Below are 22,362 nucleotides of genomic sequence, written 5' to 3'. Positions count from 1 at the left end.
GTGCAGTTCAGATGCAGGGGTGCCAGCGGGTGTGGTTGTGTGTACGTCTCCAGCGGGAAAGCGCGCGACAGCGCCTCCGTCCCGCTTCCTATAACAGACGTGCAATAAAATTACCAGCCCGGCGTCACCGGCGCCGGGGGCATCAGGTCGTTCGGCGAATCGCCGGGCGGATCAGTCGCCCTTGCCGGGTTCGGGCGAGAAGTATTTGTCAAACTTGCCGGTTTCGCCCTTCATCGCATCGGCGTCGGCCGGCGTCTGGTCGAGCTTGCGCGTCACGTTGGGCCATTGCGCCGAGAAAGTGGTGTTGAGTTCGAGCCACTGTTCGAGATTGCTCTCGGTATCGGGCAGGATCGCCTCGGCCGGGCATTCGGGCTCGCACACGCCGCAGTCGATACACTCGCTCGGGTTGATGACGAGCATGTTCTCGCCCTCGTAGAAGCAGTCGACCGGGCACACCTCGACGCAGTCCATATACTTGCAGCGAATGCAGGCATCGGTGACGACGTAGGTCATTAAGCTCACTCCGGGACGATACTTCCGCGTCCTGCTATGCGTGTGGGGCTGCCCCGTCAATCACCGGCGGCAAGCTGCGAGCCGTTCTCAAGCAGGTCGACATAGCAGGCACGCCCCTCCGCAGGCGGTCCGCGCCGTGTCGGCAGCGCCGCGACGCGGATCGCGCGCACCCGCCCCGACGGGGTGGCGAAAGCGATCACCGCGCCGATCCGCACCGGTGCTGCGGCGCGGTCGATCGGGCGACCGTCGAGGCGGAGGTGGCCGGCGGTAGCGAGCGCCTGCGCGACCGGCCGCGTCTTCACCAGCCGCGCGAACCAGAGGAAGCGGTCGAGCCGCATCGTCTCGTCTTCAGCCAAGCCGCGCCCCCAGGTCGGCGAGCGCGGCGAAGGCGTTGTCGTGGGTGGGCCGGGTCTGCACCGCGCGCGTCAGCCCGCGCCACGCCCAGCGTGGCTGCCCGTCCTCGGGGCGCACCGCGCGGAAGCCAAGCGCCGCCATCAACCGCGCGAGCGTCTCGGCGGTCATGCCGATCGAGGTGGCGAGCGCGGGATCGGGCGCGACCGGGCGGTGGCCGTCGCGCTTGTCGTGCACCGCGCGTGCAATCCGCTCGGCGAGATCGACGCGCACCGCTTGCGCACCCAACGGCCGGAAACCATGCTGGAGACACGCGCCCGCCGCCGCGCGCGCCAGCACAGTCGGCCCGGCGGTCGGCGCGGGCGGGACCGCGACCCCGCGCGCGGCGAGCAAAGCCCGCCGCCAGCGCGCCGGCTCGGGCTTGAGCAACCGCGCGTCGAACAGATCGAGCGCGCCGATCGTCACGCCCGCCGCGCGCAGACGTTTGCGCGCTACGGAGTCGAGCGCATCGACCGCAGCACCGATCGCGAGCCGCGCGGCAATGCCACCGGCATCGACCAGCGCCGCCGCGACCGCGCGCAGCGACGACGACGCGGCGGGGTCGCGCTGCGCCGCATCCAGCGCGACGAGCACCGGCAGCCGCCGCGCGATCTGCTCGCGCGTCCAGCGTTCCAGCCGCTCGCGCACCGCTGTCTGCGCCGGCTTGTCGAGGCAGTCGAGCGCCCGGTCGAGCACCACGCGCGGCCGTGCCAGCGACGGCCCTGCCGCCAGCCGCGCAACCTCGTGCCCGCCCCAGCGGATCGCGGGGGCATCGTCGGCGAGCGCGATGTCCGCATCGGGTGCCTCGGCGAGCGCCTTCGCGCGACGCGCGCGCTCGCCGCCGAGACGACGCTCGGCCGCCGCCAGCAACAGGCGCTTGTCGGCGTGGCCCGCGTCGGGCGAAACGGTGAAGCGGAACCCCTCGAGCGTGCCGATCGGATGATCCTCGACGCTCACCTCGCCCTCCGGCCCGACCGTGACCGGCAGCGCGCGCGGGTCGGCGCCGATCTGGCGCATCAGCAAGGTGGTGCGCTTGTCGACGAAACGCTGCGTCAGGCTGAGGTGGAGCGCGTCGGACAGCCGCTCCTCGACAGCGCCCGCACGCGCGCTCCAGTGCGCCGGGTCGGCGAGCCAGTCGGCACGATTGGCGATGTACGACCAGCTCCGCGCCGCCGCGATTCGGCCCGCCAGCGTCTCGACATCGCCCGCGACATTGTCGAGCCGGGCGATCTCGTTCGCGAACCATTCGTGCGGGACATGGCCGAGCCCGTCGCTGAGATAGCCGAACACCCGGCCCACGAAGCGCGCATGCGGATCGACGCCGAGCTTGCGGAAATCGGGCAGCCCGCATGCCGCCCACAGCCGCGCGACCATCTTGGCACCGCGCACCCGGTCGCGCACCCAATCCTCGCTCGCCAGCCGCTTGAGCACGGCGAGGTCGGTCGCCTCGGGCGCGGCGCGCAGCACCCGCGCCTCGGGCCGCTCCTCCAGGCTGGCAATCAGCGCGGCGATACTCGACAGATCGGGCGCACCCTCGCGCCAATAGAGGTGGTCGAGCGGCGGGAAGCGATGCTCCTCGATCGCAAGCACTTCCTCGGGGCCGAACGCGCCCGGCCCCTCCTCGCTCAGCGCGCCGAACGTGCCGTCGCGCTGGTGCCGCCCGGCGCGGCCGGCGATTTGCGCCATTTCCGCCACCGTCAGGCGGCGCTGGCGATGCCCGTCGAACTTGTGGAGCGAGGCGAAGGCGACATGGCTGACATCCATGTTGAGCCCCATGCCGATCGCATCGGTGGCGACGAGATAATCGACCTCGCCCGCCTGGAACATCGCCACCTGCGCGTTGCGCGTGCGCGGGGAGAGCGCGCCCATCACCACCGCCGCGCCACCGCGCAACCGGCGCAGCATCTCGGCGACGGCGTACACCTCCTCGGCGGAGAAGGCGACGATCGCCGAGCGCTTGGGCAACCGGCTGATTTTCCGCGCGCCCGAGTAACTGAGCGTCGAGAAGCGCGGTCGGGTGATGATCTCCGCATCCTTGACCAGCGCCTTGACCATCGGACGCAACGCCTCGGAACCAAGCAGCATGGTTTCTTCCCGTCCGCGTGCGCGCAGGATACGGTCGGTGAAGACATGGCCGCGTTCGGGATCGGCGCCGAGTTGCGCCTCGTCGAGCGCGACGAACGCGACTTCGCGGTTGATCGGCATGCTCTCGGCGGTGCACAGGAACCAGCGCGCGTCCTTGGGGACGATCTTTTCCTCGCCGGTGATGAGCGCGACCTGCGCGGGGCCCTTGATCTTCACCACCCGGTCATAGACCTCGCGCGCGAGCAACCGCAGCGGAAAGCCGATCATCCCGCTCGAATGCGCGCACATCCGCTCGACCGCGAGATGCGTCTTGCCGGTGTTGGTCGGCCCCAGAACGGCGGTGACGTTTTGGTCGGCGCGTGACATGACGCCACCAACATCGCCCCGCGCGCGCCGATGCGCAAGGCGTGTGCAAGTGGCTGCGACGACGATTTTTTTTCGGCCTTATCGCCGGCTCGTCTTCGGAAAGCCCTTAGGGGGTGGTACGCGCTAACCATATCGAATGGTTGTGCTATTTGGTTAATCGACTGCTCCGTCCCACACGCCGAACGCTTTATCGCAGCGGCGCGACTCGGGTGGCGCGGTTAAATTGACTTTCACTTTTCATCGCCACACAGGTGCTGGCCTCACGCCGGGGGCTAAAAACGTGTTGGGCGGCGTGCATTCGGGGGCAGTCAGCCTTGTTCTTGCGTAGCGATTCCGGGATCGAACAGGCCGGTGGCACCGCCACGGTATCGTTCGGCCGCACGCTGGTCCCGCTGCCCGCGCCGACCAGCTTCGACCGGGTTCGCGGACGGCTCGAGAAGATCGACTGGGTGCCCGATCTGGGCGCCCGCATCGGCTCGGCCGAATGGTGGCGCGGCGCGCTCACCTGTACCGCCCTGTGCGCAAGCGCAGTGATGCTCTCGCCCGGGCGCGGCCACCCGATCGTCGGCGATGTCGCCCCGCCGCTTTCCGGCACCGAATGGGACGAGGCGCGCGCGCAGTCGATCGCACCGCTCGCCTATGGCGCAGACACCGGCCACCGCATGGCCGCAACCGATTTCGTCGCGCCGCTCACCGAAACGCCCGAGCGGCCGAGCATCGAACTATCGGCGAGCTACGGCGCAGGCGACAGCTTCGCCGCCGTGCTGCGCCGCGCCGGCGTGTCGGAAAACGACTCGGATCAGGCGATGCGGCTCATCACGAGCGCGACCTCGCTCGACGACCTCAAGCCCGGCACGCAGATCGATCTCACGCTCGGACGCCGCGACAACAAGGCGGTGTCGCGCCCGCTCGATCAGCTTTCGTTCCGCGCCCGTTTCGACTTGCAACTCTCGCTCAAGCGCGTGGGCGGCACGCTCGCGCTCACCCGTCAGGCGATCGCGATCGATCATACCCCGCTGCGCATCGAAGGGCTGGTCGGATCGAGCCTGTACCGCTCGGCGCGTGCGGCGGGTGCGCCGGCCAAGGCGGTGGAGGCCTATATCCGCGCGATCGCCAGCCGCCTCTCGGTCGGCAGCGACGTGCACAGCGCCGATAGCTTCGACCTGATCCTCGAACAGGCGCGCGCCGCGACTGGCGAGGTCCAGGTCGGCGGGCTGCTCTACGCGGGGCTGAACCGCGGCGGCGGCAAGAAGCTCCAGCTCGTCAAATGGGGCGATGGCGACCGGTCCCAATGGTTCGAAGCCTCGGGCCAGACCGAGCAGCGCGGCGCGATCGGCATGCCCGTCGCCGGCCATGTCACCTCCACCTTCGGCTTACGCATGCACCCGATCCTCGGCATCCTGCGCATGCACAAGGGCATGGACATCGGCGCGCCGTGGGGCTCGCCGATCCATGCCGCAACCGATGGCGTGGTGCAGTTCGCCGGCCGCACCGGCGGCTACGGCAATTTCGTCAAGCTGGCGGGCGGCGGCGGCATCGCCACCGGCTATGGCCATATGAGCCGCATCGCGGTGCGCACCGGCATGCACGTCGCGCGCGGAACCGTGATCGGCTATGTCGGCTCGACCGGCCTGTCGACCGGCCCGCACCTGCACTGGGAAGTGTGGAAGAACGGCGTTTCGGTCAACCCGCGCAGCATCTCGATGTCGAGCGTGGTGCAACTCTCGGGCGAGGCGCTGCGCGCGTTCAAGGCGCGGGTGGGCGCGCTGCTCGCGGTGAAGCCGGGCGGACGCTGAGCGCGAAAAGGCTTGGCGCGTGGAGGCTTGGACGATGCAGGGTTGGTTTCGGGTCGAGGTCGAGCAGGATACCTGCATGCTGCGGCTGACCATGGGCGGGTTTTTCGATTCCGCAACGATCGTCCAGTTGCGTCGTGATCTGGTGCAGGCGATCATGACCTTGTCCTGCCCTCCCAACGCCCACGTCACGCTTTGTGATATTCGCGAAATGGATATCCAGAGCCAGCAGCGCGTCGATGAGTTTTCCCAGCTTGTGGGCGCTGAGGATGTTCGATCCCGCCGGCTTGCCTTCGTAACAGCCAAGAGCCTCGCCCGCTTGCAGGCGAGACGGCTGACCTCCCGAGACGGCGTAGAATTCTTCGACAACATCGAAGCAGCCGATCGGTGGCTGCAAGAGTAAGGTCTGGTCTGGCGCGGTCCGGCTGCCGCTTCCCGCCCTACCGCCCCTGCGCGCGCCACCGCTTGATCGTGCGCGCGATGATCTCGTCCTCGCCGCCGACTTCGGTCCACAGTTCCGAAAACAGCGGATCTTCCGACGCCGGCCGGCGCGCCTCCTCCAGCCCGTCGAAGGCGACGCGGATCGGGATGCCGACGCCTTCGCCGCAGATGATGCACTCGCGGTTGCGCAACGCGGGGATCGAATCGAGGAAGCCCCGCGCGCCCTCCGGCATGGCGGCGCGCACGAACGCCTGATCGCGGTCGTTGTTGAGCCGCATCGAGATGATCGTGCCGCATTGCGACAGCACGCCCTCGGCCAAGTCGGACGGGCGCTGCGTGATGAGGCCGAGCGATACGCCGTACTTGCGCCCTTCCTTGGCGATGCGGCTGAGGATCTTGCCGACCGACGATCCGTCCCCGTTGCGGTCGTTGGGGATGTAGCGGTGCGCTTCCTCGCAGACGAGCAGGATCGGGCGCTGCGGCTCGTTCCTCGACCAGATCGCGAAGTCGAACACCATCCGGCTCAGCACCGCCACCACCACCGAGGTGATTTCGGACGGCACGCCCGACACGTCGATGATCGAGATCGGCTTGCCGCCGCCGGGCAGGCGGAAGATGCGCTCGATGAACGCGCCCATCGTGTCCGCCACCAGCAATCCGGAGAACATGAAGCCGTAGCGCGGATCGGCCTTGATCTCCTCGATCTTGGTCTTGAGCCGCATGTACGGCGCGGTATCGCCTGCGCGGTCGAGCTTGCCCATCTCGAGCTGGATGAAGTTGATGAGATCGCTGAGCAGATAGGGGATCGGCGCATCGACGGTCAGCTTGGCGATCTCCTGCCCGAGCCGGCTTTTGCCGCGCGCGAGCAGCAGGCATTTGGCGAGAATGTCGGCATCCATCTGCCGCGACGATCCGGTCGAGGTGAGGAACACCTCGCAATGTTCGGCGAAGTTCATCAGCCAGTACGGCATCTGAAGGTTCGACACATCGAAGATCGCGCCGTTGGTCCTGAACGCGGCGGAATATTCGCCGTGCGGGTCGATCATCAGGATATGGCCCTGCGGCGCGAGATCGCAGATGCGGTGCAGGATCAAGGCGGCGCTCGTCGACTTGCCGGTGCCGGTCGAGCCCAGCAGCGCGAAATGCTTGCCGAGCATTGCATCGACGTACAGCGCGGCGCGCACGTCGCGCGTGGGGTACACCGTGCCGATCTCGATATGCGCGCGGTCCTCGGTGGCGTAGATCTGCTTGAGGTCGGCGGTGGCGACCGGATAGACGTAGCAGCCCGGCGTCGGATAGCGCGTCACACCGCGCCGGAACCGGTGGAGTACGCCCGTCTCGGGATGCTCGTCGCCCTCCCCCAGAAAATCGACCAGCGCCGCGATCCGGTCGCCGCCGTCGGCGAGTTTCAGCGAGCGCACGTTGGCGATCAGCCAGACTCCGCCGACGCGCATCTTGATCTGGCTGCCGACCGAGCCGGCGGCGGCGACGATCGGATCGGGGTGGCCACCGATCGCGGTGAGGCATTCGGGATCGAACACGACCTGGCTGCTCGATCCGGCGATCTCCATCACCATGCCGATCGGATCGTGCGGGGTCGCGGCGGCCGGTTCGGCTGGTCGTGCGAAGGCGTCGCCGCCGGGCATCTCGGTCATTCGTGGAATCCCACAGGTTGAACCGCGTGCCTAACGTGGGAGTCGTAAACATTGCGTGTGGCGGATCGTCCGCCCTAGAACCGCCGCGCGATTACGCCGGCGCCCCATCCGAACGCGACCGACAGCACGACCGCGATCAGACCATAAGCGATCGCGTGTCGCTCGGCCGAGCGCGCCACGAAACGCTCGAATCCCGATTTGCGGATGTCGATCTCGCGCGTCGCCACCGCCAGCACATGCCCGTCGCGCACCAGAAAGGTCTCGGCAGTGAAGCGGCCGACCGGCACGCGCGCGGGGATCGTCACGCGGGCGCGGTACAGCACGCCATCGGTGATCTCGACCGCGCCGGGCGCCTGCACGTACAGGCCGGTGCGCCGCTTGAGATCGACCAGCCCGCGCGCGAAGCGATCCTGCTGGTCGGCGGGTGCGCTGGAGGCGGGCGAGAGTTGCAGACTGTCGAGCCCGAGTTCGTAGATCGCGCGGGTGCGATCGTCGAGCAGTCGCGCGATCGGGCGCGACGCCGCGATCGCGTAGAAGCTCGGCGCGGAGCGGTAGCGCAGCCGAGATGCGTTGACCCAGATGAGCCCGCCCAGCTTCTCCTTCTCGCGCACCAGGATCGATTGGGTCGGCCCCTTCACCACGACGACGATGTCGGTCGGCTTGTGGTCGTCTGGCAGACGGCCGCCGGGATAGAGGATCGCGCCGAACAGCAGCAGGTCCGCGCCGGTGAAGCTGTAGGCGATCTCGACCTGCCGTTGCGACACGTCGGGGACGAGTACCGGCTTGCTCTCCGCCCCGATCAGCAGCGGCGCGAGCAGGAGCAGCGCCGACACGCGGCGCCGGCCCGACGCGAACGCCCTCACGACACTTCGACCGAGTAGATCTCGCTCGGCCGCCAGCCCAGCCCGATCGCGATCCACACCGCCAGCGCCAGCACGATAACGGCGAGCGCAAGCCGCAGATATTCCGGTTTCGCGCGCGCGGCGAAGCGCGCGCCGACCTGCGCGCCCGCCACCGAGCCGATCAGCAGCAGCGCGGCGAGCACGATATCGACCGCCTTGGTGGTGGTGGCATGCACCATCGTCGCCATCGCGGTGGTGAACAGCGTCTGGAACAGAGAGGTGCCGACCACGACCTGCGTCGTCATGCCGAGCAGATACAGCATCGCCGGCACGAGAATGAACCCGCCGCCGACGCCCAGCAGGATCGTCAGGATGCCGACGAAGAAGCCGAGCAGCAGCGGCGCAAGCGGCGAGATATACAGTCCCGAGCGATAGAAGCGCGTGCGGAAGGGGAGCGCGGCGACGAGCGGGTGGTGCCGGCGTTTGCGCGCCCGCGGCGCTCGTGCGCCACGCGCGACGCGGATCGCGCCGATCGACTCCTGCGCCATCATCGATCCGATAAAGCCGAGCAGCAGCACATAGACGATCGCGATGACGGTATCGATCTGTCCGGTCGCCTGGAGCAGCTTGAACACCTGCCCGCCCGCGAGGCTGCCAAGCAGCCCGCCCGCGACCAGCACGCCGCCCATCTTGGTATCCACGCCGTCGCGGCGGAAGTGCGCGAACACGCCCGACACGCTCGCGCCCGTCACCTGGCTGGCGGCCGACGCGGCGGCGACGGTGGGCGGGATGCCATAGACGATCAGCAGCGGCGTGGTGAGGAATCCGCCGCCGACGCCGAGCAGGCCGGACAACAGCCCGACCCCGCCGCCGAGCAGCACGATCACCAGCGCATTCACCGACAGATTCGCGATGGGCAGATAGATGTCCATTGCCCTAGGGCGTTACCTGCTTTGCACGGGCGAGGCAAAGCACAGCCGACGCGAAATGCGGGGGGTACGCTCGACCGTTCAGAAATCCGCCCCGAGCGTCAACGCGACGCCCGAATCCGGTCGCGCCCGCCCCGCCACGCGTTCGCGCCAGTCGAGCGAGAGTCGCAGCGACCGCCCCGCGACCGGCAGCGCGGCGGTGATCGACGGGCCGACATCGAGCCGCGCCGCACCGCGTTGCGCGCCGCCCCACACCCCCGCGCCGAGATTGATCGGCACCCCCGCGATCGCGACGATCGGGTGCGCGACATGCGCCGCGCCATCGACGAAGCCCTCGGTGCGGTCGCGGTGGATCGCGCCGGCCTGCGCATAGCTTTCGAGCCGGAACCCGCCGCCGATCGGCAGCGGCCCGAACCCGCCGACCACGCCGAGCGCAGGCCCGCCCTTGCCCGCGCTCAATGCCACGCGCTGTTCGGCGACGATCCGAACCGGCAAACGCGTAGGCTGCCATTCGACGCCGACCGCGCCTTCGCGCAGCCCCGCGCCGAGCGGTCTGGTGACGCGCGCGGCGATGGCGATGCGGCGTTTGCGGTCGAGCAGATAGGCCAGCCGCAACCCCGCCTGCGAGCCGCCGAGTTGCCCGCCAAGCGGTGCGCTCGCCAACCCGCCGCCGCCGCGCGCAACCAGCCAGAAGCTGCCCGACAGCCGCGACGACAGCGGTGCGGCGTCCCCGCGCGAAGCCGGAGGTGCGGGCTGCGGCAACCCGGCGAGCAGGTGGGGCGTGGACGGCAGCGTGTCCTCGGGCGGGCCGAACTGGGCGAAGCCGAGCAACGCGAGCGCAAGCCTTCCGGGATCGCTCCGGGGGCGCGGCGCCGGTTGCGCCATAGCTGGCGGTTGCACCGGCGGCAGAACCCAGATCGTCGGCAACGGCGGCGGCGCGACCCGGTTGACGAACGGCAGCGCCAGATACGCGCGGGCGCGCGCCTCGCCCGCCACGGACACCGGCGGAACCCCGGTCACGAAACCGGGCACCGCCTGCGCGACCGGCCACAGCATCACGACGCGTACGCCGACCCATCCGGCGAGCAGCACGCCGAGGAACCGCAACGGGCGCCCGGGGCCGGTTATCACGCTTCGGTCGCCGGATCGGCCGGAAAGACGTGCGCAGTCTTGTCCCAGGCGAGTTCAGCACCACGCAGCAGCGCGACATAGCGCCACACCGCCCGCCGTACCGCCAGCAAGGCGATGAGGTTGCCGACGAACGCGCGCGGCACCGACAGCAGCCCTTCGACGCGCCCATAATCGCGCGTGGTGAACGCGGCGCGCGCGAAGATCCGCCACAGCAACAGCGTGGCGTTGACGCTGAGCAGCAGCGCGGTCGCAGGGGCAACGGCGGGGCGCGGCGTGCCGGCGAGCCAGTGCGCCACGCCCGACATGGCCCAGCCGACCAGCGCGAGATAAGCGATCGCCAGCACCAGCATCGCCAAGGGCGCGCGGCGGTCGCGCATCCGCATCCAATGCTCCGCCACGTCATGCGCACGCGCCCAGCCCATCCGGTCCCACCCGGCAAGCGCGATTCCCGTCATCCAGCGCGCCTTCTGCCGCACCGCCGTCTCGAGCGTGTCGGGGAAATACGCGCGCACCGCCACCAGCGGGCCGCCGGCATGCTCGCGCACCCGCGCGATCACCCCGCCCGCCCCGGTCTGGCCGAGCCGCAGGCCGAGTTCGTAATCCTCGGTCAGGCTGCCGGCATCGAACGGATCGCCGCCGCGCGCCGCCGCGATCGATTCCAGCGCCGCGCGCTCGATCGCGCAGCCCACCCCGGCCAGCGGCAGCCCCGCGCCGAGCGCCTGCCGCACGACGAGTTGCTTGGCATGCGCCTCGGCGAATTCGTCGGCATAATGGCCCGACACCATCCGCGCGCCGCGATCGATCAACGGCAGCACCGGCAGTTGGACGACCGCGTAGCGCCCGATCAGCGCGTCGTAGAGGCGCAGTTCGTGGCGGTGGACGACATCCTCGGCATCGTGCAGCACGACCCCCGCCGCATGTCCGCCGTCCACCGCCTCGTCGCGGTGCAACGCGTGCCACAGCGTGTTGAGGCAGCCTGCCTTGGTGGTCGGCCCGTCGACCGCGCCGATCACCAGCCGCACGCGCGTGTCGGTCTCGGCGACCGCCGCCACCGCGTCGATCGTCGCCGGATCGTTGGGATAGGCGCCGACATACAGGCGGAAGTCGGCATCACCGAACCGGGCGAGCGTGGTGCGCAACATCGCACCGATCACCGACGCCTCATCCCAGGCCGGCACGAACACGGCGAAGCGGCGCGGCACCGCACGCGGCGGATAATCGTCGATCGTGCCGTCGCCCGCGCCGACCCGGCCGAGCCGCCGCCGTGCCCAGACGAACAGGTACACGCCGTCGATGGCCAAGTCATCGAGCCCGCCGACAAGAAATCCAAGCGCTGCGAACAGCACGGCTTCATGTGCGACCATGTCGATCGCGCGGATGACGATATCCCCTGCCCCCAAATGCTGCGCCCCCGAATCCGCGTTTTACGTGATTCGCGCTCCTTGTTTCTTAGAAGTGCAATGCGATCAAGCGTGACGACAGCACTGGACGAACAAACGGCCGCCGCCTAGCGTCTGCACCGTTTTGGGGGAGAGGCGTTCGATGAAGCTCGCAGGCCGTCTTGCGCTGTTGGTGCTGGCCATCGCCCCCGTCGCCGCGCTCGGCGATTCCTCTCCACAGGTGGTGCTGGCGACGCCGGGCATCGGCGACGGCGCGATCGAGCGGTTCACCACCCGGTTTAGCCAGCCGATGGTCGCGCTCGGCGATCCGCGTGCGGCTTCGCCGTACGACGTGACGTGCGCGGTCGGCGGCGCGGGGCGCTGGGTCGATCCGCAGACCTATGTCTATGAGTTCGCAAACGGCCTGCCCGGCGGCACGACCTGTTCGTTCACGATCCACGACAAGCTGAAAAGCGTCTCGGGCTACGAAGTGACCGGGCAGCGCGTGTTCAAGGTCGATGCCGGCGGTCCCGTCGCGCGCGCGGTGCTGCCGGCGAGCGGCGACGGCGAGATCGAGGAGGACCAGACCTTCCTCGTCGCCGCCAACCTGCCCGCCACCGCCGCCTCGGTCGCGGCCAACGCCTATTGCGCGGTCGACGGTATCGGCGAGAAGATCCCGGTCGACGTGCTCGCGCCCGATCTGCCCGGCAAATTGCTGGCCGAAATGGGAACGGACGACTGGAACGTCCGCAGCTTCCTCGACACTGGCGGCCTGCCCGCCGCCGTGCCGGCAAGCGCGGCGGACCGCGCCAAGGCTTATGCCGGCGTCACCGCGCTGAAATGCCGCCGCCCGCTGCCGCCCGGCCGCGACATGGCCTTGGTGTGGGGCGCGAGCATCGCCGGCGCCGGTGGCAAGACGGCGGGCGCGGAGCAACGCTTCGACTACACGGTGCGCAAACCCTTCACCGCGCGGTTCGAGTGCAGCCGCGTCAACGCGCAGGCGGGCTGCTCGCCGGTCGAGAAGGCGTATGTCCGCTTCACCGCGCCGATCGCGATGTCGGCCGCGCAGCAAATCCGCATCACCACGACAGACGGCAAGGCGATCGCCCCCAAGTTCGACAAAGACGACGCCAAGAAGGCAACGATCAGCGACATCACCTTCGCCTCGCCGCTGCCTTTCGCGACCACCGCCAAGGTGACGCTGCCAGCCGGCCTGAAAGACGAGAGCGGCCGTCCGCTGTCCAACGCCGAACGCTTTCCGCTCGACGTGACGTTCGACGCGGCACCGCCGCTCATCAAGTTCGCCGCGCCGTTCGGCATCCTCGAGGCAAAGGAAGGCGGCGTGCTGCCCGTCACCGTCCGCAACGTCGAGCCGGCGTTGCAGGGGCAGACCCTCGCCATGCCGGGGCAAAGCCTGCGCGTGTCGGGCTCGGACGGTGAGGTCGCGCAGTGGCTGCGCACCGTCGCGGATGCGGAGGACGACGCCAGCCACACGATCAAGCGCGGCGACAAGGACGTGCGGATCAACGATACCCGCTCGAAGCCGATCCTCAGCGGGGGGCAAGGCAGCGCGCTGAAGCTCGGATTGCCCGGCAAGGGCAAGGATTTCGAGGTGTTCGGCATTCCGCTCGGCAAGCCGGGCTTCTACGTGGTCGAATTGGCGAGTCCGGTGCTGGGGCAGGCTTTGCTCGGGCGGAAAGCGCCGCGCTACGTCGCCTCGGCCGCGCTCGTCACCAATCTGGCGGTGCATTTCAAATGGGGCCGCGAGCGCAGCCTCGCCTGGGTGACGCAGCTCGACACCGGCAAGCCCGCCGCCAATGCCGAAGTGCGCGTCACCGACAGTTGCACCGGCGATCTGCTCGCGCGCGGCACCACCGACAAGGCGGGCGGGCTGTACGTGCCCAAGGGCCTGCCCGAACCCGAAACCTATGGTAGCTGCGAGGAGTCGAGCACCGCGCATCCGCTGATGGTCTCCGCGCGGCTCGCCGACGATTTCAGCTTCACGCTGACCGATTGGGGCCAAGGCATCCGCCCGTACGATTTCGACCTGCCCTATGGCTATTCGGCGGCGGGCGATCTGCTCCACACCGTGTTCGATCGTGCGCTCGTCCGGCAAGGCGAGACGATCCACATGAAGCATATCCTCCGCGCCCAGACGGGTGCCGGGTTCGGGTTGGTACCGGGGGTGTCGGGTACGCTGAAGCTGGCGCATCGTGGCTCCGACACGGTGTTCGAGCAGGCGGTGACGATCGACGCCAACGGCATCGGCGAATCGGAATGGACCGCGCCGCAGGGCGCGCCGATGGGCGATTACGACATCAGCATCGAGGCGGGCGGCAAGACGCTGTCGTCGGGCCAGTCGTTCAAGGTCGACGAATACAAACTGCCGACGATGCGCGCGACCGTGACCGGGCCGAAAGAGGCACAGGTGCGCCCGCGCACGATGCCGCTCGACCTGTTCGTCGGCTATCTGTCGGGCGGCGGCGCGCCAAACCTGCCGGTCGATCTGCGCGTCGGCTATTTCGCGCGCACCACCGCGCCTGAGGGGTATGAGAATTACACGTTCGGCGGCGCCAAGGTGGCCGAGGGCACCAAGCCGCTGAACGGTCAGGGCGAGGAGGAACAGACGCCGCTCCCGCCGACGCAGACCCTCCCCGCCAAGCTCGGCGGCGACGGCACCGCCAAATCGACCATCGAGGTGCCGCAGAGCCTCGATGCCGCCACCGACATGCTGGTCGAGATGGATTATCAGGACGCCAACGGCGAAGTGCTGACCGCCTCCAAGCGCATCCCGATCTTCCCGAGCGCGGTGCAGCTCGGCATCAAGACCGACGGCTGGCTGATGAAGCAGGACGATCTGCGCCTGCGCCTCGTCGCGCTGACCACCGAAGGCAAGCCGATCGCCGGGCAGAAGGTGTCGGTCGAGGTGTATTCGCGCAAGATCCTGACCGCGCGACGGCGGCTGATCGGCGGCTTCTACGCCTACGACAACCAGATGACGACGACCAAGCTGGCGGCGGATTGTTCGGCTACCACCGACACGCTCGGCCTTGCCCAGTGCAAAATCGATCCCGCCACCTCGGGCGAGGTCTATGCGGTCGCCACCACCACCGACGCCAACGGCAACGTCGCGCGCGCTACCACCTCGGTATGGCTGGCGGGCGAAGACGACTGGTGGTTCGGCGGCGACAATGGCGACCGCATGGACGTGGTGTCCGAGAAGCTCAGCTATGCCTCGGGCGAAACCGGGCGCTTCCAGGTGCGCATGCCGTTTCGCGAGGCGACCGCGCTGGTCACGGTCGAGCGCGAGGGCGTGTTGTCGAGCTTCGTCACCCAGCTTTCGGGCAAGGATCCGGTGGTCGAGGTGCCGCTCAACGGCGCCTATGCGCCCGACGTGTACGTATCGGTGATGGTGGTGCGCGGCCGCACCACCAGCGGCTGGTGGAGCTGGTTGCATGGCATCGCCCGCTCGCTCGGCCTCGAAAGCGGCATGCCCGAGGGGCAGGAGCCGACCGCGCTGGTCGATCTCGCCAAGCCGAGCTACCGGCTCGGCATCGCCAAGGTGAAGGTCGGTTGGGAGGCGCATACGCTTGGCGTTACGGTCAAGGCCGACCGCGCCCGCTATGCCGCACGCGATGTCGCGCAGGTCGACGTCGCGGTGCGCACGCCTGATGGCAAGCCGGCGCGCGAGGCGGACGTGGCGTTCGCCGCGGTCGACGAGGCGCTGCTGCAACTCGCCCCCAACGAAAGCTGGGACGTGCTGACCGCGATGATGGGCGACCGTCCACTCGCGGTGCTGACCTCGACCGCGCAGACCCAGGTGGTCGGCAAGCGCCATTACGGCAAGAAGGCAGTCGAGGCGGGCGGCGGCGGTGGCGCCGATTCGTCGGGGCTCAATCGCGAGAATTTCCAGCCGGTGCTGCTGTGGAAGGGCCATGTCGCGCTCGATGCGAACGGCCATGCCCATGTCGCGGTGCCGATGTCCGACGCGCTGTCCTCGTTCAAGCTGGTCGCGATCGCCACGCAAGGGTCGCAACTTTACGGCACCGGTTCGGCGAGCGTGCGCACCGCGCAGGATTTGTCGATCTACGCGGCGATGCCGCCGCTGGTGCGGTCGGGCGATTTCTATGCGGCCGGGTTCACGCTCAGGAACGGGTCGGACAAGCCGATGACCGTCACTGCGAGCGTGGATCTCACCCCGCGCGTCGCGCAGGGTCATCCGCTGACGGTGCAGATCCCGGCGGGCGGCGCGGTGCCGGTGGCGTGGAACCTCACCGCGCCCGAGAATGTCGCCAATCTGCGCTGGCACATCTCTGCGAAGACCGCGGACGGCAAGGCGGCCGATCAGCTCACCACCAGTCAGGACGTGGTGCCGGCCTATCCGGTCGAGGTGTGGGCCTCGACGCTCGCGCATGTCGGCGATGCGACGACGATCCCGATCGCGCCGCCGATGGGCGCGCTGCCGGGTCGCGGTACGGTCGATATCCGGCTCGACGATACGCTCGCGCCGCCGCTATCGGGCGTGCGCGCATTCATGGCGGCCTACCCCTACACCTGTTTCGAACAGCGGCTGTCGCGCGCGGTCGCGCTCGGCGATGCCAGCCTGTGGACTGCGCTCGCCAGCGATATCCCGACCTATCAGGCCAGTGACGGGCTGCTGCGTTACTGGCCGTCGGACACGCTCGACGGGTCGGAGGCGCTCACCGCCTATGTGCTGTCGATGACCGCCGAGGCCGGGCTGCCGATCCCCGAGGCGCCGCGCACGCGGATGATCGAAGGGCTGAAGGCGGTGCTGTTCGGGCGCGTTCGGCATGAGCAGTACGGCGATCCGCGCCTCCAGAAGCTGGCAGCGTTCGCGGCGCTCGCGCGCGCCGGCGCAGCGACGCCCGACATGCTCGGCCAGATCGCGATGACCCCGCGCGAGATGCCGAGCGCGGTGTTGGCGGACTATTTGGTCGCGCTCGATCACGTTCCGGGCCTCGCCAATGCGGCGGCGCTGAAAGCCAATGCCGAGGCGGAGTTGCGCACGCGGCTGGTGTACGAAGGCACGCGGCTCGACCTGTCGGACAGCGCCAACAGCCTGTGGTGGCTGATGTCCTCCACCGACGAAGCCTCGATCAAGGCGGTGATCGCCACGCTTGGCCGCCCCGGCTGGCAGGACGAGGCCGCGAAGATGATGGTCGGCGTTTCGCTGCGCGAGGTGCACGGCCATTGGGACACCACCACCGCCAACGCCTGGGGCACGATCGCCGCACGGAAATTCGCATCACTCTATCCGGCGACCGCGATCACCGGTGCGACGACGCTGACGCTGGGCGCCAAGACGATCAGCAAGACGTGGCCGCTGCCAAGCGACCAATGGCTGGCGAGCTTCGCGCTTCCGCCCACGCAGACGCCGCTGGTGCTGCGTCAGGCGAGCGGCGCTGGGCCTTGGGCGAGCGTGTCGGTGTCGGCAGCGGTGCCATTGAAGCAGCCGCTGTTCGCCGGTTACCGCATGGTGCGCTCGGTCGAGGTGGTGCAGCGGCGCACCCCGGGCAAGCTGACGCGCGGCGACGTGCTGAAAGTCACGATTGGCGTCGAGGCGAGTGCCGAGCGCAATTGGGTGGTCATCAACGATCCGATTCCCGCCGGCGCGACGATCATCGGCGATCTTGGCGGGCAGTCGCAGATGCTCGCCGACAAGGGGCAGGCCGGCGACGGCGTGCGCTTCAATATCAAGGACGCGGACGGCAAGCTGTGGGATGTGCAGGCGGGCGTCTCAGCGGCCTATGTCGAGCGGCGTAACGACTCGTGGCGCGCGTATTTCGACTGGGTGCCGCGTGGTAGGTTTGCCGCGTCGTACCTGATCCGCCTCAACGGCGCGGGCCGCTTCCAACTGCCGCCGAGCCGGGTGGAGGCGATGTATTCGCCCGCGATCCGCGCGCAGGTGCCGCTTGCGCCGATGGTGGTGGAGCAGCGGTGATGGTGCGCCCCGCCCTCCTCCGTTCGCCCTGAGCGTAGTCGAAGGGCGTGACTCGTTCGTCAGCGCCTGGCGCCTGTGCTTCGACTTCGCTCAGCACGAACGGGGAAGTGGCTTGCGCAAGACCCTCCCGGATTTAGCCGATTCCCGGCAAAGGCCGGGGTCCAGTTACGGAATGTTGAGTGATTGACCGCAGCGCCCTTCTACAGCGGCTTTCCCAACTGGGCCGCGGCATTCGCCGGGGAACGGACGATCTGTGGGAAAGGCTGTGGACAAAATCGGGGATAACGCTCGCCGCGCTCGCGCTGGCGGTGCTGGTGTTCGCGGCGGCCGATTACGCCACCTTTCCGCCCCCGCTCCCCGGTTACGCGCAAGTTCGCAGCCAATGGCATCCGTCGGAAAGCTGGCTTTACGACCGTAACGGCGCGTTGATCGATTCGGCGCGGGTCAACTTCAAAGCGCGCCGGCTTGCGTGGACACCGCTCGCCGCCGTCGCTCCCGGCGCGCGCGACACGATCGTCGCCGCCGAGGATCAGCGCTTCTATCACCACGGCGGCGTCGACTGGCTCGCGTTGCTCGGCATCGCCCGCGACAAGGCGAGCGGCGAACGCGGGCGTGGTGGGTCGACGCTGTCGATGCAGCTCGCCGGTTTCCTCGCGCCCGATCTCGCCGCACCCGGGCGGCGGCATGTGTGGGACAAGCTGCGCCAGATGCGCGCGGCCTGGGCGATCGAGCGCGGCTGGCGCAAGGACCAGATCCTCGAAGCGTATCTCAACCTCGCCGGGTTTCGCGGCGAGGCGCAGGGGATCGGCGCGGCTGCGCTCGGGCTGTTCGGCAAGACGCCCGATGCGCTGGCGCGCGACGATGCACTGCTGCTCGCCGCGCTGCTGCCTGAACCGCAGGCGAGCGCGGCACAGGTCGCGCGCCGCGCCTGCGCCATCGCGCACGAACGCGATTGCGGCCGCTTCATGGGCCAGGCCGCGGCGATGCTCGGCCCGGCGCGCAGCCTCGCGCTCGATCCCGGCCTCGCGCCGCATCTGTCGGATCGGCTGCTCACCAGGCCGGGCCTGAAGATCACCACCACGCTCGACCGACGTGTTCAACGCATCGCGGTTCAGGCGTTGCGCCGCCAGCTTCAGGGCCTGGGCGGCGCGCGCGCGCGTGACGGCGCGGTGGTGGTGATCGACAATGCCAGCGGCGACGTGCTCGCCTATGTCGGCGGAATCGGCGGCGCCTCGACCGCGCCGTCGGTCGATGGGGCGAATGCCTATCGGCAGGCGGGATCGACGCTCAAGCCGTTCCTCTATGCCGAGGCGATCGAGAAGGGTTATCTCACCCCTGCCTCGATCCTCGACGATTCGCCGGTGCAGCTCGACACCGCCTCCGGGCTGTACGTGCCGCAGAATTACGATCGCGGCTTCAAGGGACCGGTATCGGCGCGCTCGGCGCTGGCGGGGTCGCTCAACGTGCCGGCGGTGCGCACCTTGCTGCTGGTCGGGGTCGAGGCGTTTCGCGACCGGCTGTGGGACTCAGGCTATCGCGGGCTGGTCGAGGATGGCGACTATTACGGCTTTTCGCTCGCGCTCGGTTCGGCCGAGGTGACGTTGCTCGAACAGGCCAACGCCTATCGCAGCCTCGCACAAGGCGGGCGCTGGTCGCCGCTCAGGCTGGTAGAAGATGATCCACGTGGAACATTACGCGCCGTGACGACACCACAAGCCGCATGGATCGTCGCCGACATGATCGCCGATCCCAATGCCCGCGCCGCCACCTTCGGGCTCGATTCGGCGCTGCGGCTGCCGTTCTGGGCGGCGGTGAAGACCGGTACGTCGAAGGCGATGCGCGACAATTGGTGCATCGGCTTCACGCAGAGATATACTGTGGCAGTGTGGGTCGGGAACCTCGAAGGCGATGCGATGCGCGCGGTCTCGGGGGTAAGCGGTGCTGCGCCGGTGTGGCGCGACGTGATGCTCGCGCTCAACACCGGGCGCGATCCGGGCGCGCCACCGCGTCCGGCCGGGATCGAGCGCGCCAATGTTCGCTTTGCGGGCAATGTCGAGCAGCCGCGGGCGGAATATTTCCTCGCCGGCACCGCGCAACCGCTGATCGCCTTCGCGCCCGCCGAGGCGCGCCGGCCGAGGATCACGAACCCGGTGTCGGGCAGCGTCTATGCGATCGATCCCGACATCCCGCCTGATCGCCAGCGTTTCGCGGTTACCGTGTCGGGTGCGGCGGGGCTGCATCGACTGGTGCTCGACGGTCGCGATCTCGGCGCCGCGACGGCGCAGCCACAGGTTCTTTCCCCGCCGGGGCAGCACCGCCTTCGACTCGTCGACGGAACGGGGCGGATGGTCGATCAGGTGCTGTTTACGGTACGCTAGACCGAAAACCGGGTGAACCATTTCGGGCCATCGGCGTTCAAACCCACGTCCCTTCCCCCCTTTCGGGACAAGTGCCCAGTACGTGTACCGGCACCGGCCGCGCGCTCCCCCCCCACCCGCGCGCGGCCGATCCGGCACGCGGGGGTGTGGAGAGGGTTACGGCGTATCGCGACCCGTGTTGCTCGGCTGCTGCTGACCGCCGCCGCCAATCGCGCCGACCGTGCCGATATTGCCGAACAGTTCCTGGAAGAAGCTGTGCGAGCGGCCGAGCGTCGGCGTCGTCTTCTTCATCGGCGTGACCGAGGCGATCTGCTCCTTGCCGGTGCGGCGGATGCCGGTGACGGTGCCCTTGGCATCGAAGCTGATGCGCAGCGTCGTCTGATCCTTCACGTGCGGATTGTTGTAGGCGAAGTTGCGGGCGTCACGAGACACGTAATACCAGTCGCCCTGCTGGAACTCGCTGGTGAAGGTCGGCTTGCCGAGCACCGACAGCACCGACTGACGCGTATCCACACCCGGTTGCACCGAATTGACCAGATCCGCGTCGATCACATAGCCCTGATGGCCACGCAGCGGCGTGCAGCCGGCAACCGCCACCGCCGCCAGGATCAGGGCAGGCCCCCACATACGCCGGGCCGAAATCACCGTCATCACAATCTCCTCGGCACGCAGCCACTTGCCGAACCCGCTCGCCCCGCGCGAAAACCGCGCATTGCATCGTGCCGCGATCGCCTCAATATGCCGAGCTTGATGGCCAAACAAGGGCCGCGCTTTGCACGGAGTCGATGCGCTTGAACTGGATCGGCCGATTGTTCGGCGCCCGCGACACCGAGGCGCTGCCGCTGTACACTGCGATCGTCGCGCGCGGGCGTGCGCCGCACTGGTATGTGGAGGGCGCGGTGCCCGACACGATCGACGGGCGGTTCGACATGATCGCGGCGGTGCTGTCGCTCGTGCTGCTGCGGCTGGAGGGCGACCCTGCCGGTGCGGAGACGATCGCGCGCGTGACCGAGCGGTTCGTCGACGACATGGACGGGCAGCTCCGCCAGATCGGCATCGGCGACATCATCGTCGGCAAGCATATCGGCAAGATGATGAGCATGCTCGGCGGCCGGATCGGTGCATATCGCGACGGACTGGCGGCGGGGAGCCTCGACGCGGCGCTGGTGCGCAACCTGTATCGCGGCGCGGCGCCGTCCGCAGCGGCCTTGCGGCATGTCGCGGGTGCGCTCTACGGCTTTCGCGATGTGCTTGCCGCCGCGCCGGTGGCCGCGATCATCGCCGGAGACTTACCATGACCGCCCCAGAGTTCTCGCGTCCCGAGCGGATCGACACGATCGGCGCGGGCGAGCGCAGCGTGACGATCGCTGCCGAGGCGGGCGAGCGTGCGGCGCTCGCCACGCGGTTCGGCGTCGTCTCGATCGATCGGCTCGACGCGACGCTGTCGGTGCGGCGCGAGGCGGCGGGGATCGCAGTGCGCGGGCGGGTCGGCGCGGATGTCGTGCAGGCCTGCACCGTCACCGACGAGCCGATCGCGGTGACGATCGACGAGCCGGTCGCGCTGCTGTTCGTCGAGGAAGGCGGCGTCGACGGCGAGGACGAGGAGATCGAGCTGGACGAGGGTGCACTCGACACGATCCCCTTCGAAGGCGGCGCGATCGACCTCGGCGAAGCGGCAGCGGAAACGATGGCGCTCGCGCTCGATCCGTTCCCGCGTGGCCCCAACGCGGCGGCGGTGCTGCGCGAGGCGGGCGTGCTCAGCGAGGAGGAGGCGAAGCCCAAGGGCGCGCTGGCCGGCTTGGGCGATCTGCTGAAGAAGCCGTCGTAGTCGGCGCAAGGTCGCCATCCCTGAGCGAACTCTAAGGGCGTGTCCGGAACGTATCGCTCCTGGCCATGCTTCGGCTGCGCTCAGCACGAACGGCAGGCTCGCCTAATCCTGATCCGGCCCGAGCGTGGGATCGAGGTCGCGCGGGCGCACGAAGCGTTCCAGCACGCCGCTACCCGCCTTCACGCCCGCCCAGCCATCGACGGTGAAGCCGATCCGCGCCATGCTCGCGGTCGGGTATTTGCGCTCCACCGATTTGCGTAAGGCGTCGCCCGCCACGTCGGGCACCAGCATCAGCACGAGATCCTCCAGCCCCGGATTGTGGCCGACGAACAGCACGTCGCCGTCCGCATCGGGCAGCGCCTGCACCAGATCGAGCAACGTCTCGGCGGAGGCGAGGTACAACCGCCGGTCCCATTCGGCGCGCAGCGCACGGCCATAGCCGCGCTCGACCTCATCCAGCGTCTCCATCACCCGTACCGCCGGCGAGGCGACGACCGAATCGAACGCAAGGCCGAGCGTGCGCAGATGCCGCCCCATCATCGCGGCGGCGCGCTTGCCCTTGCCGTTGAGCGGGCGGTCGAAATCGCGCGCGACGGGATCGTCCCAACCCGATTTGGCGTGGCGGAGCAGCGTGAGCGATTTCAAGATGCTCGTCTCCGCAAAAGCCGTC

Annotated in this window: 16 protein-coding genes; 6 read left to right on the top strand and 10 right to left on the bottom strand. The window is 69.0% G+C overall.

Annotated elements, in window-relative coordinates; genetic code table 11:
- Nucleotides 1-171 precede the first annotated feature (171 nt).
- From fdxA to AC3ANX_RS00235, 3 genes are read right to left on the bottom strand one after another with little or no spacing between them, the layout of a single operon-like run.
- The gene (fdxA, locus tag AC3ANX_RS00245) at nt 172-513 is read right to left on the bottom strand and encodes a ferredoxin FdxA (protein ID WP_488335068.1); all 342 of its coding nucleotides are present in this window, start codon (nt 511-513) and stop codon (nt 172-174) included.
- 56 nt (nt 514-569) lie between these two features.
- Nucleotides 570-851 carry a S4 domain-containing protein gene (locus AC3ANX_RS00240; protein ID WP_488337024.1) on the bottom strand — a complete coding sequence of 94 codons (282 nt, stop codon included), beginning with the start codon at nt 849-851 and terminating at the stop codon, nt 570-572.
- Nucleotides 852-861: 10 nt separating this feature from the next.
- The gene (locus tag AC3ANX_RS00235; RefSeq protein ID WP_488335067.1) at nt 862-3,354 is read right to left on the bottom strand and encodes a helicase-related protein; all 2,493 of its coding nucleotides are present in this window, start codon (nt 3,352-3,354) and stop codon (nt 862-864) included.
- Nucleotides 3,355-3,668: 314 nt separating this feature from the next.
- Here AC3ANX_RS00235 and AC3ANX_RS00230 point away from each other — a divergent pair, with 314 nt between their 5' ends.
- Together AC3ANX_RS00230 and AC3ANX_RS00225 are read left to right on the top strand one after the other, a co-directional pair.
- Nucleotides 3,669-5,150, top strand: coding sequence for a peptidoglycan DD-metalloendopeptidase family protein (locus AC3ANX_RS00230; protein ID WP_488335066.1), 1,482 nt, complete (start codon nt 3,669-3,671; stop codon nt 5,148-5,150).
- Nucleotides 5,151-5,226: 76 nt separating this feature from the next.
- Nucleotides 5,227-5,550: a hypothetical protein gene (locus AC3ANX_RS00225; RefSeq protein WP_488335065.1), complete on the top strand. Its 324-nt coding sequence runs from the start codon at nt 5,227-5,229 to the stop codon at nt 5,548-5,550.
- A gap of 37 nt (nt 5,551-5,587) precedes the next feature.
- On the opposite strand, the gene AC3ANX_RS00220 is transcribed toward AC3ANX_RS00225, so the two are convergent.
- From AC3ANX_RS00220 to AC3ANX_RS00200, 5 genes are all read right to left on the bottom strand, one after another.
- Nucleotides 5,588-7,243: an ATP-binding protein gene (locus AC3ANX_RS00220; protein WP_488335064.1), complete on the bottom strand. Its 1,656-nt coding sequence runs from the start codon at nt 7,241-7,243 to the stop codon at nt 5,588-5,590.
- A 74-nt stretch (nt 7,244-7,317) separates the two neighbouring features.
- Entirely contained in the window at nt 7,318-8,076 is a 759-nt protein-coding gene (locus AC3ANX_RS00215; RefSeq protein ID WP_488335063.1) for a TIGR02186 family protein, read from the bottom strand.
- A gap of 26 nt (nt 8,077-8,102) precedes the next feature.
- Nucleotides 8,103-9,017 (bottom strand): sulfite exporter TauE/SafE family protein, encoded by a 915-nt coding sequence (locus tag AC3ANX_RS00210; protein WP_488335062.1) that lies wholly within the window; start codon nt 9,015-9,017, stop codon nt 8,103-8,105.
- Between the two features lie 78 nt (nt 9,018-9,095).
- Nucleotides 9,096-10,145, bottom strand: a complete 1,050-nt coding sequence (locus tag AC3ANX_RS00205) for a hypothetical protein (RefSeq protein ID WP_488335061.1) — start codon at nt 10,143-10,145, stop codon at nt 9,096-9,098.
- A complete protein-coding gene (locus AC3ANX_RS00200) occupies nt 10,142-11,545 on the bottom strand; it encodes a glycosyl transferase family protein (protein WP_488335060.1) in 1,404 nt (467 codons plus the stop codon). The genes AC3ANX_RS00205 and AC3ANX_RS00200 overlap by 4 nt, the downstream gene beginning before the upstream one ends.
- Nucleotides 11,546-11,687: 142 nt before the next feature.
- Between AC3ANX_RS00200 and AC3ANX_RS00195 the strand changes: the two genes are divergently transcribed.
- Together AC3ANX_RS00195 and pbpC are read left to right on the top strand one after the other, a co-directional pair.
- Entirely contained in the window at nt 11,688-17,486 is a 5,799-nt protein-coding gene (locus AC3ANX_RS00195) for an alpha-2-macroglobulin family protein (protein ID WP_488335059.1), read from the top strand.
- 281 nt (nt 17,487-17,767) lie between these two features.
- Nucleotides 17,768-19,864, top strand: a complete 2,097-nt coding sequence (pbpC, locus tag AC3ANX_RS00190) for a penicillin-binding protein 1C (protein ID WP_488337023.1) — start codon at nt 17,768-17,770, stop codon at nt 19,862-19,864.
- A gap of 156 nt (nt 19,865-20,020) precedes the next feature.
- Here the strand turns inward: pbpC and AC3ANX_RS00185 are convergent, their stop codons facing one another.
- A complete protein-coding gene (locus AC3ANX_RS00185) occupies nt 20,021-20,515 on the bottom strand; it encodes an outer membrane protein assembly factor BamE (RefSeq protein ID WP_488335058.1) in 495 nt (164 codons plus the stop codon).
- 134 nt (nt 20,516-20,649) lie between these two features.
- On the opposite strand from AC3ANX_RS00185, the gene AC3ANX_RS00180 reads away from it, so the two are divergent.
- Both AC3ANX_RS00180 and AC3ANX_RS00175 read left to right on the top strand, forming a co-directional pair.
- Entirely contained in the window at nt 20,650-21,162 is a 513-nt protein-coding gene (locus AC3ANX_RS00180) for a ubiquinol-cytochrome C chaperone family protein (RefSeq protein WP_488335057.1), read from the top strand.
- Nucleotides 21,159-21,692, top strand: coding sequence for a YceD family protein (locus AC3ANX_RS00175; protein WP_488335056.1), 534 nt, complete (start codon nt 21,159-21,161; stop codon nt 21,690-21,692). The genes AC3ANX_RS00180 and AC3ANX_RS00175 overlap by 4 nt, the downstream gene beginning before the upstream one ends.
- A gap of 102 nt (nt 21,693-21,794) precedes the next feature.
- Here AC3ANX_RS00175 and AC3ANX_RS00170 read toward each other — a convergent pair whose 3' ends face one another.
- Nucleotides 21,795-22,337 carry a SixA phosphatase family protein gene (locus AC3ANX_RS00170; RefSeq protein ID WP_488335055.1) on the bottom strand — a complete coding sequence of 181 codons (543 nt, stop codon included), beginning with the start codon at nt 22,335-22,337 and terminating at the stop codon, nt 21,795-21,797.
- Nucleotides 22,338-22,362 lie beyond the last annotated feature (25 nt).

The organism is Sphingomonas sp. BRN-1R (assembly GCF_057748035.1).
This window is presented reverse-complemented; position numbering and strand designations above follow the sequence as displayed.

Excerpts from the sequence above, each read along its gene's own strand:
- AC3ANX_RS00235 (WP_488335067.1), bottom strand. The coding sequence starts at position 3,354 with ATGTCACGCGCCGACCAAAACGTCACCGCCGTTCTGGGGCCGACCAAC.
- AC3ANX_RS00175 (WP_488335056.1), top strand. The coding sequence starts at position 21,159 with ATGACCGCCCCAGAGTTCTCGCGTCCCGAGCGGATCGACACGATCGGC.
- fdxA (WP_488335068.1), bottom strand. The coding sequence starts at position 513 with ATGACCTACGTCGTCACCGATGCCTGCATTCGCTGCAAGTATATGGAC.
- AC3ANX_RS00240 (WP_488337024.1), bottom strand. The coding sequence starts at position 851 with ATGCGGCTCGACCGCTTCCTCTGGTTCGCGCGGCTGGTGAAGACGCGG.
- AC3ANX_RS00220 (WP_488335064.1), bottom strand. The coding sequence starts at position 7,243 with ATGACCGAGATGCCCGGCGGCGACGCCTTCGCACGACCAGCCGAACCG.
- AC3ANX_RS00210 (WP_488335062.1), bottom strand. The coding sequence starts at position 9,017 with ATGGACATCTATCTGCCCATCGCGAATCTGTCGGTGAATGCGCTGGTG.
- AC3ANX_RS00185 (WP_488335058.1), bottom strand. The coding sequence starts at position 20,515 with ATGACGGTGATTTCGGCCCGGCGTATGTGGGGGCCTGCCCTGATCCTG.
- AC3ANX_RS00195 (WP_488335059.1), top strand. The coding sequence starts at position 11,688 with ATGAAGCTCGCAGGCCGTCTTGCGCTGTTGGTGCTGGCCATCGCCCCC.
- AC3ANX_RS00225 (WP_488335065.1), top strand. The coding sequence starts at position 5,227 with ATGCTGCGGCTGACCATGGGCGGGTTTTTCGATTCCGCAACGATCGTC.
- AC3ANX_RS00180 (WP_488335057.1), top strand. The coding sequence starts at position 20,650 with ATGCGCTTGAACTGGATCGGCCGATTGTTCGGCGCCCGCGACACCGAG.